Source organism: Ruegeria halocynthiae (genome assembly GCF_900106805.1).
In the GTDB taxonomy this organism is placed as follows: domain Bacteria; phylum Pseudomonadota; class Alphaproteobacteria; order Rhodobacterales; family Rhodobacteraceae; genus Ruegeria; species Ruegeria halocynthiae.
This window is the reverse complement of sequence record NZ_FNNP01000006.1, coordinates 1-14,940: the sequence shown is the minus strand read 5'-3', so window position 1 is coordinate 14,940 and position 14,940 is coordinate 1. Positions and strand designations below refer to the sequence as shown.

The window sequence follows — 14,940 nt, the reverse complement described above, 5'->3', positions numbered from 1 at the left end:
CTCACATCTCGATTTCGTGCACCTCGGCCACCTCGACCGAGCCCGAACCGTTCACAACCATCGGGCAGCCCTTGGCCATCTCGGTTGCTGCCTCGATGCTATCGGCTTTTACGACGGTAAAGCCTGAGGCCGGATTTGCGCCGCCATTGTCTTCGACCCCACCGCTGCTGACTGTATAAGACTGACCCACAGGATTGCCCGGTATCTCTAACGCAGTACCTATGCCTTGAAACCAGGCGCCCCAGGCGGCCATGGTCGCCTCGACCTCGGCCGGATCTGTTGGGGTGTGACCCCCGTGATAAACAAACAAGAATTGAGGCATATCGCTTCTCCCTGATGAAAATCTATTTGCAAAGCGCTTCGAGCTTGCGCAGCGAAGACGTCCAGCCTTCGTTATGATTTGTCGCCGACTCGGCATCGACGAGTTCGCGGTGGTCGACAACCAACCGAGAGCCACTGTCGGTGGCGGCGACAGAGAAAGTTACATGACTTTCCGGGCCACGCTGATCCCGATCATCGTGCCACGCCCATGTGAACCCGACCGAGTTTGGCGGGTCGATGTGGGTGACATGCCCTGACACCTTAAATTGCTGACCCTCACCATTCTGCATCACCGAATACCACGGCCCAAGCCGCGAGAAGTCCAGATCATGCCTTGGCACATGCAATCCCTCGGGCCCCCACCATTGCAGCAGCTTGGCGCCGTCGCTAACCCATGCATACAATGTCTCGGGGCTGACGGGAAAGTCTCGTTCCAGTTTCAGGTCGGCCATGAGTTCTCCTTTTCAATGAGTTCGCCCAAACGGTCGAGGCTGCTCTCCCAGAATTGCCGTTTCGAAATCGTCCATTCGGCAATCGCGCGCAGTCCCTCGGGCTGCACGGAATACATCCGTTGCGTGCCGCGCACCTGCTGCTGTACCAATCCTGCTTCGCGCAGAACCTTCAGGTGGCGCGAGATCGCAGCCCCCGAGATGCCTTTGCCTTCAATCAGGTCTCCGACAGGCAATTCGCCCTGTTCCATCAGCTGCTCAACGATCGAGAACCGAGTGGCGTCAGACAATGCAGAAAACGTGGTCAGAAGTGTGTTCATGACCCTATTTAACATTGATGTTAAATAAATGGAAGCCTTTTAGGCGTCGCGGAATTCCGACCGGCTGAACCCCTGCAGATAAAGCAGTGCTGTCAGATCACCGTGATTGACCCTAACGTCGCATTCTGCAGCAACCAAAGGCTTGGCGTGCAGCGCGACGCCCGTTCCGGCACGACCCAACATACCAAGATCATTGGCCCCGTCGCCAACAGCGATCACGTCAGTCTCTGAGATACCCAGACGGTCCGTGATCTGTTCAAGTGCTTCAATTTTGGCCTGTCGCCCTAGAATGGGCCGCTTCACATCGCCAGTGAGTTTTCCATCCTCTGCCAACAGAGTGTTCGCCCGGTTTTCATCAAACCCAAGTTCTTCGGCGACCCGCGCGGTAAAGGCGGTGAACCCACCCGACACCAGTGCGGCGTAGGCTTCGTTCGCACGCATTGTTGCCAGCAAAGCCTTGCCACCGGGCATCAGCGTGATCCGTTCGTCCAGAACCTTGCCGATCACGCTTTCATCCAACCCCTTCAACAAGCCAACGCGCTCGGTCAACGCGCCTTCGAAATCCAGCTCGCCATTCATCGCGCGCGCCGTGATGTCCTTGACCCGATCACCCACACCGGCCTCATCGGCCAATTCATCAATGCATTCCTGCTGGATCATCGTGCTGTCCATATCGGCCAGCAGCATCTTTTTTCGGCGTCCCTCGGCCAGCTGCACGATCAGGTCCACACCCATCTGTTGCAGATCAGCCCAGACATCCCAGCGATTGCCGGGGGCCTCTGGTAGGGAGAACTCCGCCGCCTCATCTGGGCTAAGCCAGTTCGCATCACCCCCACCCCAAGCGTTCCGCAACGACTCGACCAGCGTTGCGTCCAGCGAAGGGGTCGCCGGGTTGGTCAACAGAGTGGCTACGTACATGTCAGGCCTCCTGATTAGCGCACCTGCGAGATATCGCAGGTGCAGCATTTTCACCAGAGGCAGTTTGACCTAGCCCAGAATGCCCGGCAGCCGAAGCCCATGTTCGCGGGCGCAATCCTTGGCAATCTCGTACCCCGCATCCGCGTGACGCCACACGCCCGAGGCCGGATCGTTCCACAAAACACGTTCCAACCGCCGCGCGGCATCTTCAGTGCCATCGGCGCAGATCACCACGCCGGCGTGTTGGCTAAAGCCCATGCCTACCCCGCCGCCATGATGCAGCGAGACCCAGGTTGCACCGCTGGCGGTATTGATCAGCGCGTTCAGCAGCGGCCAGTCCGATACGGCGTCCGAGCCATCCAGCATCGCCTCGGTCTCGCGGTTCGGGCTGGCGACCGAGCCTGAGTCCAGATGATCTCGCCCAATAACAACAGGCGCTTTCAATTCGCCACTGGCGACCATCTCGTTGAATGCCAGTCCGGCCCGGTGGCGATCCCCAAGGCCGATCCAGCAGATGCGCGCGGGCAGACCCTGAAACGCGATGCGTTCCTGTGCCATGTCGAGCCAGCGATGTAGGTGCTCGTTCTCGGGGAACAGCTCTTTCATCTTTGCGTCGGTCTTATAGATATCCTCGGGATCGCCAGACAGGGCGCACCAGCGGAACGGGCCGATGCCTTTGCAGAACAGTGGGCGGATATAGGCAGGGACAAATCCGGGGAACGCAAAGGCATTCTCAAGCCCTTCGTCCTGCGCCACCTGCCGGATATTGTTGCCATAGTCCAGTGTCGGCACGTCCGCGTTCCAGAAATCGACCATCGCAGCCACATGCTGTTTCATCGACGCGCGGGCAGCTTTTTCCACTGCCTTAGGATCAGTTTCTCGCTTGTCCTTCCACTGCCCCATACTCCAACCGATCGGCAAATACCCATTGATCGGATCATGCGCACTGGTCTGGTCGGTGACGATATCCGGGCGCATACCACCGGCTTGCATACGGGCGTAAATCTCGGGGAAGACCTCGGCCGCATTGCCTAACAGACCCACGGATTTTGCCTCTCCGGCCTTGGTCCAGCGGTCGATCATCTCAAGCGCTTCGTCCAGCGTCTCGGCTTTTTCGTCGAGGTATTTGGTGCGCAGGCGGAAATCGATCGAGTCCGGATTGCACTCCACCGCCAGACAGCTGGCCCCGGCAAACACCGCCGCCAAAGGCTGTGCGCCACCCATGCCGCCCAGACCACCCGTCAGAATCCACTTGCCAGTCAGATCGCCGCCATAGTGCTGACGTCCGGCTTCGGCAAAAGTCTCATACGTACCCTGAACGATGCCCTGCGTACCGATATAGATCCACGAGCCAGCCGTCATCTGGCCGTACATCATCAGACCCTTTTTATCGAGTTCGTTGAAGTGATCCCAATTGGCCCAATGCGGTACGATATTCGAGTTGGCGATCAGAACGCGCGGTGCATCTTTATGAGTACGGATGATCGCAACAGGCTTACCCGATTGGACGATCAGGGTTTCATCTTCCTCCAGATCTTTCAGCCCTGCGACAATCCGATCAAAATCATCCCACGTCCGCGCGGCACGACCGATGCCGCCATAAACCACCAGCTCATGCGGGTTTTCGGCCACATCCGGATGCAGGTTGTTCATCATCATCCGCAACGGCGCCTCGGTCACCCAGCTTTTTGCGTTCAGTTCGGGGCCGGTGGGAGGATAAATATCACGGGTGTTCTTGCGAGGATCAGTCATTGTCAAAGCTCCAATGCGGTGTCTTGGATGGCGTCGAGGATATCCACCAGCCAGCGGCGCAAACGTTTGGCTTTCTTCTCGTCAAACGCCCACGGAGGGGTCTCAGTGGACAGATAGGTGGATTGCGCCAGTTCCATCTGGATCGCGTGCAGCCCTTCATCAGGCCGGCCATAGTGCCGCGTCGTCCAGCCCCCACGGAAGCGCCCGTTCAGGACAGTGCTGTAGGGGGATGAATGCGCAAATTCGTGGGCCGCAGCCTCAATGCCGGGCGCACAGGTCACGCCGCCATCGGTGCCAATATTCATATCCGGCAGAGTGCCTTCGAACAGGAACGGGATCTTGCTGCGGATCGAGTGGCAGTCAAACAGGATCGCAACCCCGTGTTTTGCCCGCACTCTTTCAAGCTCTTGCTCAAGCGCGCTGTGATAAGGCGCATGATAGGCAGTTCGGCGCGCCTCAGTCTCATCGGCTGAGGGATTCTGCCCTTCTGACCATATCGGCTGACCATCAAAGTCGGTCAAAGGCACCAGAGTTGTCGTGTTTTGCCCCGGATACAGCGATACACCCGCTGGGTCACGGTTGGCGTCGATGACATAGCGATGGACATGAGATTGCACGACAGTCGCATTTGCCAGTAGCCCGTCATAAAGCTGATTGATGTGCCAATCCGTGTCCGCCAGCATCTGCCCGTTCGCATTCAACCGCGCAGCTATGTCGTCGGGTACAAACGTGCCGCCATGAGGCTGGCCCAGCACGATAGGTCCATCGCCGCGCTGCACTCTAAACACCGGCATCACAACAGCTCCGGCATTGACACAGCAGCCGCCTGCAATATTGCGCCGCATTCGACCAGCGATTTCGCCGTTTCCAATTCTGGCGCCAGATAGCGATCATCGCCTAAGGACGGGATATCCTCGCGCAACCGCCCAACCACATTGGTCAGCGTTTTGCTGGTCGCAAGAGGCGCGCGGAATTCGATACCCTGCGCGGCGCAGAGCAATTCGATCCCCAGAATGTAGTTCAGATTATCGACCATTCGACTCAGACGCCGCGCGCCGTGGGCGGCCATCGAGACGTGATCCTCTTGGTTGGCCGATGTGGGCGTGCTGTCGGTCACGCAGGGGTTGGCCAGATGCTTGTTCTCGCTCATCAACGCGGCCGTGGTGACCTCGGCGATCATTAGGCCCGAATTCAACCCCGGCTCGGGCGTCAGGAACGGCGGCAGATCAAAGCTGAGCGTCGGATCAACCATCAGCGCGATCCGGCGCTGCGCGATTGCTCCGATCTCGGACAGGGCCAGCGCCATCATATCGGCGGCAAAGCCCACGGGTTCGGCGTGGAAATTTCCGCCCGAAACAATGGCATCCGGGTCGGTCAGAACCAATGGGTTATCGGTGGCAGCGTTGGCCTCGATCACAAGCGTTGCGGCGGCCTGCCGGATCACGTCCATCGCCGCACCTGTCACTTGCGGCTGGCAGCGAATGCAATATGGGTCCTGGACCCGGGTATCCCCATCACGATGGCTTTCGCGGATTTCAGACCCGTCCAGCACAGCCCGCATCGCCGCTGCCGCTTCGATCTGACCTCGATGGCCGCGCAGCGTGTGAATCTCGGGCTGCAGAGGGGCGGTGGAGCCCATGATCGCATCCGTTGAGGCCGCCGAAATCACCAGCGCGTTTTGTGCGGCACGCCAACCTTCGAACAGGCCCGCCAAGGCATAGGCCGTTGAGAACTGCGTCCCGTTGATGAACGCCAGACCTTCCTTTGGACCGAGTTGAATCGGCTCTAATCCAGCTTTTCTCAAGGCATCGGCGCCCGGCATAACAGAGCCGTTCAACTCGGCCTCGCCCTCGCCAATCACGACTGCAGTCATATGGGCCAGCGGCGCAAGATCACCAGATGCACCAACCGAGCCCTGCGCCGGGATCACGGGTGTCACACCACGCTCCAGCATCTGCTGCAGCAGATTGACAAGCTCCCAGCGGACCCCAGACGCTCCGCGCCCGAATGACAGCAGCTTCAACGACATCATTAGCCGCGCCAGACGACGCGGCACAGCCGGACCCACCCCGCAACAATGGCTGAGGATCAGGTTGCGCTGCAGGGTCGAGGTATCCTTGGCCGCAATCTTATGGCTCGCCAACTTACCGAAGCCTGTATTCACGCCATAAACCGGCTCGGTCCCTTCGGCGGCGCGCGCAATTCTGGCAGCAGCTGCATCGACCTTCGGTCGGCATGCATCGTCCAACGAAATTGCAGCCTCGGTCCAATAGATCTGGGCCAGTTGGTCCAGCGAAACCTGACCCGGAGTGAGCGGTAGGGTGGTCATTCCTGGCCTCCAAAAATACGTTTGTGCAGGGGGTTAAAACCGATGCGATACGACAACTCGGCCGGATGGGAGATGTCCCAGACAGCGAGATCAGCGCGCAGCCCGGCTGCGATCATGCCCGTGTCTTCAAGACCCAAAGCGCGGGCGGCCACGCGGGTGACACCAGCCAATGCTTCCTCGGGTGTCATCCGAAACAAGGTGCACCCCATGTTCATAGTCAAAAGCAAAGAAGTCAGGGGCGACGACCCCGGATTGCAATCTGTCGCCAGCGCCATCGGCACCTTCTGCTGGCGCAGCAGTTCAACGGGTGGGGCCTGCGTCTCGTGCAGCGTATAGAACGCGCCGGGCAGCAAAACAGCAACCGTCCCTGCGGCAGCCATCGCGGCAACGCCTTCCGCGTCCAGATATTCAATATGGTCAGCAGACAAGGCCCCATAGGCCGCAGCCAGTTTAGCACCGCCCAGATTGGACAATTGCTCGGCGTGTAGTTTTACTGGCAAACCAAACTCTTGCGCGACAACAAAAACGCGTTCGATCTGGGCAGGGTCAAAGGCGATGCCTTCGCAGAACCCATCCACCGCATCCACCAGCCCTTCGGAATGGGCCGCACGCAGGGTGGGGATGCAGACCTCATTGATATAGGCATCATCCCGGCCCGCATATTCCGGCGGAGCGGCATGTGCACCCAGAAAGCTGGTTTTAACTCGAACAGGCCGCTCCTGAGAAATTCGACGCGCTGCGCGCAACATGCGCAGTTCGGTTTCGGTATCGAGACCATAGCCGGACTTCACTTCGATACAGGACACACCTTCAGCCAACAGCGCGTCCACACGAGGAAGAGCACCTGCAAGCAACTCATCCTCCGAGGCCGCCCGTGTGCCATTTACGGTCGACAGGATGCCTCCGCCCGCGCGAGCGATTTCCTCGTAGGTCGCTCCGTTCAGGCGCATTTCGAACTCAACCGCGCGGTTACCACCGAACACTATATGAGTGTGGGCATCAATCAACGCGGGGGTGATCAGACGGTCGCCATAATCGATACGCTGCCATTCAAGATAAGTTTGCGGAATCTCGGACTGACGGCCAACCCAGACGATCTGCGATCCCTCGACGGCGATCACGCCATCATCGATCATCCCATAGAGTTGGTCGCCCCCCATGGTGGCCACCTGTTTACTGCAAAGAACGGTTTTTTTCGTCATGGTAATTCTTTTGGGCTCCCCCTACGCTTAATTTTTTCGTATACGTATAAAAAGATAAAGTCTACACAAAATGGAATTGCGATGACGGTTCATGCCAAAACCGCCTTGTTAGGGTCAAAGTGGGTCAGCGATCTTCGGGTTGAAATTGAACACGGCCGGATCACGAAGCTGGAACAGGGGAAAGGCGCACAACCCGACGACACGCGTGTCGATGTCCTGTTGCCCGCCCTGGCCAACCTGCACAGCCATGCCTTTCAGCGCGCCATGGCAGGTATGACCGAAACCCGCGCAGCCGGGCGCGAAAGCTTCTGGACCTGGCGCACCTTAATGTATCGCTTTCTGGACCGCCTTACCCCGGAGCAGATCGAAGCCATCGCCGCGCTGGTTTTCATGGAAATGCAAGAGTCCGGATATGCCTCGGTCGGAGAATTCCATTATGTCCATCACCAACCCGGCGGCGCACCTTATGCGCAGCTTGCCGAGCTCAGCCAGCGCATCTTTTCGGCAGCAGACCAAACCGGAATTGGTCTGACGCATTTACCAGTGCTCTACACCTATGGCGGCGTTGCGCAACAGCCGCTGGCGGGTGGGCAATTGAGGTTCGGCAATGATGTGGACAGGTTCCTGCGGCTTGTCGACGACTGCAAACCGATACTGCCCCATGCAGACAGCCAGATAGGTATCGCACCACATTCTTTGCGCGCAACCTCACCGGATGATCTGCAGCAGGTGCTTAAGGCGACACCTCACGGCCCGGTTCATATCCATATCTCGGAACAAGAAAAGGAGGTCGCGGAGGTCGAAGCCACTTTGGGTCAGAGACCGGTGGAGTGGTTGCTGAACAACGCGGACGTAAACGAGCGCTGGTGCCTGATCCACGCCACCCACATGACCGATGATGAAACCCGCGCCCTCGCCCGATCCGGGGCGGTTGCCGGTCTCTGCCCGATCACCGAGTCCAATCTGGGGGATGGTATTTTCAACGGGGCTGTTTACCTCGACGCTCAAGGCGCTTTTGGTGTTGGATCAGACTCGAATGTGCGCATTTCACTGCCCGAGGAATTGCGGACGCTGGAGTATTCTCAACGCCTGCGCGACAAAGCCCGCACTGTACTGGTGCAGGGCGAAGGCTCGGTCGGACAGGCGCTGTACACCGGCGCCGCACGGGGCGGCGCACAGGCACTGGGGCGCGCGACCGGAACGATCGCGGTAGGTCAACTGGCCGATCTGGTCGCGATCGACCGCAACCATCCGACCCTTTGCAGCTTGCGCGATGATCAGCTGCTTGATGGGCTTTGCTTTGCGGCACCAGACGGAACCGTGACCGACCTGTGGTCTGGGGGACGACATCAGGTGCGTGGCGGGCTGCACATTTCCCGCGATGCGATCCTGACCAACTATCGTGCCGCGATGGCTAACCTACTGGCGGACCTTTGAAACATGACTCAGACCAGCGACACCACCAGCTACAAGGACATCAAGCAGACCGTCCTGCACCGCATCCGCTCGGGTGAGTTGCAACCCGACACGCTGCTGCCCAACGAACAGAAGCTTGCCGTCGAATTCTCGTGCACCCGCACAACGGTCAACCGTGCGCTGCGTGAACTGGCAGATGAGGGGTTTCTGGAACGGCGGCGAAAGGCGGGCACCCGGGTTCTCAGCGCGCCGCAACGCCAGGCGCGGTTCACAATCCCTCTGGTGCGCGATGAGGTCGAAGCGTTAGGTGGCACCTATCGCTACGCTCTGGTATCGCACGAAACGCAAAATGCCCCGGATTGGCTGGCGGCTCGCCTTTCCTTGCGCCCTGATCAGAGCGTGATGCATGTCCGCTGTATGCACTTTTCCGGCAACACACCCTTCCAGTTCGAGGACCGCTGGATCGTAATCGACAGCGTACCTCAAGTGGAACAGGCCGATTTCTCGAGCATCGGGCCCAATGACTGGCTGGTGCAAACCGTCCCTTTCACCAATGTCGAGTTGACCTTTCTGGCCAGCCGCGCCGATGCCAGTCTGGCCGGATTCTTGGATGTGACAGAGGGTGAACCCGTCTTTACGGCCGAACGCATCACGTGGCTGCAGGGACAGCCGGTGACGTTTGCCAAAATGTATTTCGCGGCCGGCTACCGAATGACCACCGAATTCTGATCATACGGTCTTTACCCTTCGCCGTTTCCACGACAGATTTGCCACGATATTTCTGTGTCGGATGGAAAGGATATCGGGATGGGCAACCCGCTCTATGATCGTTTGTTTGGCATCCATGCGGGCAAGGACACGCCGTTTTTGCACCTCTCCGATGGTAAGGTCCTGACTCATGCCGCGTTTTTGGACATGGCCGCCCGTCTGGCCAACGCCCTGACCGGACTAGAGCTAAGGCCGGGTGACCGCGTGGCGGTGCAGGTGGAGAAATCCGCCGAGGCATTGGCGCTCTATGCCGCCTGCGCACAAGCGGGTCTGATCTTTCTGCCGCTAAACACCGGCTACACGACACAAGAGCTGAGCTATTTCATCGAAAACAGCGGCGCATCTTTGGTTGTGTGCGACGCGGCCAACGCGACAGGGCTTACCGAGATCGCGCAGAAGAATGACGCTCGGTTGGAAACGCTGAACGCCGATGGTTCTGGCAGCCTGACACGGCGCGCTTTGGGGATGCTTCCGGCCTTTGAACCCGCTCACCGATCCGAGGATGATCTGGCTGCGTTACTCTATACTTCTGGCACAACAGGACGTTCGAAGGGGGCGATGCTGACGCAAGCCAACCTGCTATCAAACGCGGAAACACTGGTTCAGGAATGGCGTTTTACCAACAGCGACGTGCTGCTGCACGCGCTGCCGATCTTTCACACGCACGGATTGTTTGTTGCCACCAATGTGATGCTCGCCTCGGGCGGGTCGATGATCTTTCTGCCGAAATTCGACCTGGACGACATGGTGCGCCTGATGCCGCAGGCGACAACGATGATGGGCGTGCCCACCTTCTACACCCGGCTGCTGAGCGATGACCGTTTTACCCGCGCGCTAACAAAAGACATGCGGCTGTTCATTTCGGGATCGGCGCCTTTACTGGCAGATACGCACATTCAGTTCGAAGATCGAACAGGCCATCGCATTCTGGAACGCTATGGCATGACTGAGACGAACATGAACACCTCAAACCCCTATGACGGCGCGCGTCGGGCTGGAACCGTTGGCTACCCTCTGCCGAATGTCGAGCTGAAAGTCACGAACCCCGAAACGGGAGAAACAGTGCCCATTGGTGAGATCGGGATCATCGAAGTGCGCGGCCCGAATGTGTTTCAGGGCTATTGGCAGATGCCCGACAAAACCGCCGCCGAGCTGCGCGAAGACGGGTTTTTCATCACCGGCGATCTGGGTCGCACTGACGAAGACGGCTATGTCCACATCGTTGGGCGCGGCAAAGACCTAATCATCTCGGGTGGATACAACATCTACCCCAAAGAAATTGAGTTGCTGCTGGATGAACAGCCCGGCGTTCAAGAGAGCGCCGTGATCGGCCTACCCCACCCGGATTTCGGCGAAACCCCAGTTGGCATCTTGGTCCCCGCCCCCGGCCAAATACCGGATATTGAGGCCATCATGAACGCGCTCCGGGGTAGTCTCGCCCGGTTCAAACATCTCCGCCAGTTGATCCTGTTGGATGAGCTGCCTCGCAACACGATGGGCAAGGTGCAAAAGAACGTTCTGCGCGAAAAGTACAACGACCTGTTTACCAAGGCCTGAGATTCAGGGCGTCAACACCAACCGGCCCTTGTCAGTCAGTTGCCAACAATCGCGCCCTTCGAACACGGCAACGCCAACCGGACGTCCGTAGCCTGCGCCGCTGTCCAGATTGATGCGGTTGCCATAATGCGTCGCCCGGTCCACCGGCGTATGCCCGTGCACAATCAGTTTCGGATGCGGATCGCGGTGGTTATGAAAAGTGTTCCTGATCCAGACCAGATCGCTTTCCCGTTGCTCACTCAGCGGTGTGCCCGGCCGGATGCCTGCGTGAACAAAAGCGATCTCGGGCGTCTGATGCATTGCCACAAGCCCTTGCAGAAACATCCGGTGCGAGGTCGGGACCGCGCCCCGCGCAATGGCATGAAGGTCCTCCAGACGAGTCTTCTGGTCAAAGAACACATCATAGCTTTGCAGCGTTTCGATACCGCCCAGGCGCTCGTGAAGCCAATGGTACCCGATCAGCAGATGTGGATCATGACGCGGAACGTCCTCGAGAAACCATGAAAACATCCGGTCATGGTTGCCCAGCAGAGTGACCCAGCGCTTGCCCGCGTCACGCCCTGCGATCAGCCGGTCGAGAATACCTCGGCTGTCTGGACCCCGATCGACGTAATCGCCCAGAAACACGATCTCGGCCTCCGCACCGCCATCGCGTTGAACCAAAGACAAGGCGCGCTCGAACTCATCGACACGCCCGTGCAGATCTCCAATTGCATAGACCGGATAGGCCATCCACTTCCCCTTGGGCAATTGCGAATAACGCTGTTCTGACGCAATATCTGCAGTTTGAAAAGGCGATGCCCGTGCTTTGGAACAGCACGGGCATCAACCTGTCTCAGAATATCAACAGCGGTACTCAGACCACGTCGAACTCCAAAGGTTTGATCTGGGTGAACAGCCCGGTCTCGGCGAGCTTCGCACGCGCCTCGGCAGGTACAGGTTCGTCGACATAAAGCAACGCAATCGCTTCACCACCGGCTTCTGATCGTCCAAGGGTAAAGTTTGCGATGTTCACGCTGCTCTCGCCCATGGTTTGTCCCAGAGTACCAATGATACCCGGCACATCTTCGTTGGTGGTATAAAGCATGTGCGCCCCAATCTCGGCATCGATATTGATGCCCTTGATCTGGATGAATCGCGGCTTGCCATCGCTGAAGACCGTCCCCCCGATCGAGCGTTCACGCTTTTCGGTCACAACGGTGACTTTGATATAGCCTTCGAACGCACCCGATTTGTCCTGATTGGTGGTCGAGATCTTAATCCCACGCTCTTTTGCTACAACCGGCGCCGAGACCATGTTCACCTCGGGGTTGAATTTTTTCATGATCCCCGCAACCACTGAACAATTCAGCGCCTCAAGGTTCATATCTGCGGCAACACCATCGTAAAGGATGTTGATTGCCTTGATCGGCTCATCTGTCATCTGACCGATGAAACTGCCCAGATGACCGGCCAGCGCGATCCACGGGCCCATGACCTTGGCTTCTTCGGCGGTGACACTGGGCATGTTCAGCGCATTCTCAACCGCACCGGTCAGCAGATAGTTCGAAATCTGTTCAGCCACCTGCAAGGCCACGTTTTCCTGCGCCTCGGTCGTCGCCGCGCCAAGGTGGGGTGTGCAGACCACATTGGGCAGGTTGAACAATGCGTTGTCTTTCGCAGGTTCTTCACTGAAGACGTCAAAGGCCGCACCGGCAACCTGACCGGATTGCAATGCCTCGGCGAGCGCCCCTTCATCAACCAGACCACCACGGGCACAGTTAATGATACGCACACCTTTCTTGGTCTTGGCCAAATTTTCGCGACTTAGAATGTTGCGCGTCTGATCGGTCAGCGGCACGTGCAGGGTGATGAAATCGGCGCGCGTCAGAAGCTCGTCCAGCTCAACCTTTTCGACGCCCATCTTGTCGGCTTTCTCTTCACCCAGATACGGATCATAGGCGACAACTTTCATCTTCAGACCCAACGCACGCTCGCAGACGATGCCACCAATGTTGCCCGCGCCAATGACGCCAAGGGTCTTATTGGTCAGCTCGATCCCCATGAACTTGGATTTTTCCCACTTTCCCGCATGGGTCGAAGTGCTGGCCTCTGGGATTTGCCGCGCCACAGCAAACATCATTGCAATCGCGTGTTCGGCGGTGGTGATCATGTTGCCAAACGGCGTGTTCATAACGATCACGCCTTTTTTCGAGGCCGCGTCCTTGTCAACATTGTCAGTGCCGATCCCGGCACGGCCGATGACTTTCAGCTTGCTTGCCTTCTCCAGAATGGTTGGCGTGACCTTGGTGGCCGAACGGATTGCAAGACCGTCATATTGGCCGATCACTTCTGCAAGTTTGTCTTTGTCCTTGCCCAATTCGGGCATGAAATCCACATCGATGCCACGATCGCGGAAAATCTGAACGGCGGTTTCGCTAAGCTTGTCGGATACGAGTACTTTGGGGGCCATTTTATTGGTCCTTGAATTGTATGGAAGGTCCGGGCCTGGCGCGGCCCGGTAAAAAATCAGGCGGCTTCGGTTTGCGCCGCGATTTCGGCCTCAAAGGCCCAGGCGAGCCATGGCAACATCGCCTCAATATCCGAGGTCTCAACCGTACCACCGCACCAGATGCGCAATCCCGCTGGCGCATCGCGGTAAGCCCCGACGTCCAGCGCGATATTCTCGAGCTCAAGCCGCTTGGCCACGGCCTTGGCGAAACTCGCACCGTCCTGAATACGCCCATCGGTGAATTTCAGGCAGACCGAAGTGTTCGATTGCGTTGCTGCATCTTCTGCAAGGTTCGCAATCCAGTCGTTCTGCGCGCAAAACGCGTGCACCGCACCTGCATTGGCATCTGCTCGGGCGATCAGCCCCTGCAGGCCGCCTACCGAGCGCGCCCAGTCCAGCGCAAACAGGTAATCTTCCACCGCCAGCATGGACGGCGTGTTGATCGTCGCGCCAGTGAAAATACCTTCGATCAACTTGCCACCCTTGGTTAGGCGGAAAATCTTCGGCAATGGCCATGCGGGCGTGTAGCTTTCCAGCCGCTCAACAGCGCGCGGGCTGAGGATCAGCATCCCATGTGCCGCTTCACCGCCCAGCACTTTCTGCCAGCTGAACGTGGTCACATCCAGCTTGTCCCAAGGCAAATCCATCGCAAAGGCTGCCGAGGTTGCATCGCAGATCGTCAAACCCTGACGGTCATCCGCAATCCAATCTCCGCCCGGAACACGAACGCCCGAGGTTGTGCCATTCCACGTAAAGACAACATCATTGGCAAAATCGACCGACGCCAGATCAACGATCTGACCATAGTCCGCAGTTTTGATCTCAGCGTCGATTTTCAACTGCTTGACCACATCGGTCACCCAACCGGACCCAAAGCTTTCCCACGCCAGCATCTCGACCTTACGTTCGCCCAGCAGCGACCACAGCGCCATCTCAACCGCGCCGGTGTCCGATGCAGGCACGATGCCGATCTTGTAATCCGCTGGAACACCAAGGATCTCGCGTGTGCCTTCGATGGCCGCTTTCAGCTTGTCCTTGCCAACGGCAGCACGATGCGAGCGCCCCAAGGCGGCATCAGCCAGTCTGGTCAGATCAAATGTAGGGGGTTTGGCGCAGGGGCCCGAGGAAAAACGCGGATTTGCCGGCCGCGTCGCCGGTTGTTCAATGCTCATGTGTACTACCCTTCCAGATACACGCCCCTCGTTGGGGAGGGGTGTCCCACGGGCAGGCGTACGGGGCCTTCGCACCTGCAGCAAGCACAAAAGACGCTTTGACAGTGGAAAACGACATCGAAAGGGGATGCCATTTGGAACAGAGGTTTCCGATTGGCTAAAAACCCCCCTGCCTGATTGGCGGGGGGTTTGATGGTTTGTTTTATTCAGCTGCGTCTTCGTATTCTGACATTGGCGGGCATGTG

General features: G+C 58.3%; 14 protein-coding genes. 3 read left to right on the top strand and 11 right to left on the bottom strand.

Features of this window, described 5'->3' with window-relative positions; translation table 11 throughout:
* Position 1: 1 nt before the first annotated feature.
* The 8 genes from BLU89_RS14765 to hutI all read right to left on the bottom strand — a co-directional run bounded on the left by BLU89_RS14765 (position 2) and on the right by hutI (position 7,291).
* Positions 2-322: a YciI family protein gene (locus tag BLU89_RS14765; RefSeq protein WP_074737619.1), complete on the bottom strand. Its 321-nt coding sequence runs from the start codon at positions 320-322 to the stop codon at positions 2-4.
* A gap of 22 nt (positions 323-344) precedes the next feature.
* Positions 345-773 carry an SRPBCC family protein gene (locus tag BLU89_RS14760; protein ID WP_074737618.1) on the bottom strand — a complete coding sequence of 143 codons (429 nt, stop codon included), beginning with the start codon at positions 771-773 and terminating at the stop codon, positions 345-347.
* The gene (locus BLU89_RS14755; protein WP_074737617.1) at positions 761-1,090 is read right to left on the bottom strand and encodes an ArsR/SmtB family transcription factor; all 330 of its coding nucleotides are present in this window, start codon (positions 1,088-1,090) and stop codon (positions 761-763) included. Before BLU89_RS14755 ends, BLU89_RS14760 begins: the two co-directional genes overlap by 13 nt.
* 39 nt (positions 1,091-1,129) lie before the next feature.
* On the bottom strand, positions 1,130-2,008 hold the full coding sequence (gene serB / locus BLU89_RS14750) for a phosphoserine phosphatase SerB (protein ID WP_074737616.1): 879 nt from the start codon (positions 2,006-2,008) through the stop codon (positions 1,130-1,132).
* A 69-nt stretch (positions 2,009-2,077) separates the two neighbouring features.
* A complete protein-coding gene (hutU, locus tag BLU89_RS14745; RefSeq protein WP_074737615.1) occupies positions 2,078-3,760 on the bottom strand; it encodes a urocanate hydratase in 1,683 nt (560 codons plus the stop codon).
* A 2-nt stretch (positions 3,761-3,762) separates the two neighbouring features.
* Complete coding sequence (gene hutG, locus BLU89_RS14740; protein ID WP_074737614.1) at positions 3,763-4,554, bottom strand: N-formylglutamate deformylase; 792 nt, start codon at positions 4,552-4,554, stop codon at positions 3,763-3,765.
* Positions 4,554-6,089, bottom strand: coding sequence for a histidine ammonia-lyase (gene hutH / locus BLU89_RS14735; RefSeq protein WP_074737613.1), 1,536 nt, complete (start codon positions 6,087-6,089; stop codon positions 4,554-4,556). The genes hutG and hutH overlap by 1 nt, the downstream gene beginning before the upstream one ends.
* A complete protein-coding gene (hutI, locus tag BLU89_RS14730; protein WP_074737612.1) occupies positions 6,086-7,291 on the bottom strand; it encodes an imidazolonepropionase in 1,206 nt (401 codons plus the stop codon). Before hutI ends, hutH begins: the two co-directional genes overlap by 4 nt.
* Positions 7,292-7,372: 81 nt before the next feature.
* On the opposite strand from hutI, the gene BLU89_RS14725 reads away from it, so the two are divergent.
* The 3 genes from BLU89_RS14725 (at position 7,373) to BLU89_RS14715 (ending at position 11,032) form a co-directional block, all read left to right on the top strand.
* Positions 7,373-8,728, top strand: a complete 1,356-nt coding sequence (locus BLU89_RS14725; RefSeq protein ID WP_074737611.1) for a formimidoylglutamate deiminase — start codon at positions 7,373-7,375, stop codon at positions 8,726-8,728.
* Between the two features lie 3 nt (positions 8,729-8,731).
* Positions 8,732-9,436 carry a histidine utilization transcriptional repressor HutC gene (locus tag BLU89_RS14720; RefSeq protein ID WP_074737610.1) on the top strand — a complete coding sequence of 235 codons (705 nt, stop codon included), beginning with the start codon at positions 8,732-8,734 and terminating at the stop codon, positions 9,434-9,436.
* Between the two features lie 78 nt (positions 9,437-9,514).
* A complete protein-coding gene (locus tag BLU89_RS14715) occupies positions 9,515-11,032 on the top strand; it encodes a malonate--CoA ligase (RefSeq protein ID WP_074737609.1) in 1,518 nt (505 codons plus the stop codon).
* A gap of 3 nt (positions 11,033-11,035) precedes the next feature.
* Here BLU89_RS14715 and BLU89_RS14710 read toward each other — a convergent pair whose 3' ends face one another.
* From BLU89_RS14710 to BLU89_RS14700, 3 genes are all read right to left on the bottom strand, one after another.
* Positions 11,036-11,764: a metallophosphoesterase family protein gene (locus BLU89_RS14710; protein ID WP_074737608.1), complete on the bottom strand. Its 729-nt coding sequence runs from the start codon at positions 11,762-11,764 to the stop codon at positions 11,036-11,038.
* Between the two features lie 124 nt (positions 11,765-11,888).
* Positions 11,889-13,484, bottom strand: a complete 1,596-nt coding sequence (gene serA, locus BLU89_RS14705; protein ID WP_074737607.1) for a phosphoglycerate dehydrogenase — start codon at positions 13,482-13,484, stop codon at positions 11,889-11,891.
* Positions 13,485-13,540: 56 nt separating this feature from the next.
* Entirely contained in the window at positions 13,541-14,695 is a 1,155-nt protein-coding gene (locus tag BLU89_RS14700; RefSeq protein WP_074737606.1) for a phosphoserine transaminase, read from the bottom strand.
* Positions 14,696-14,940 lie beyond the last annotated feature (245 nt).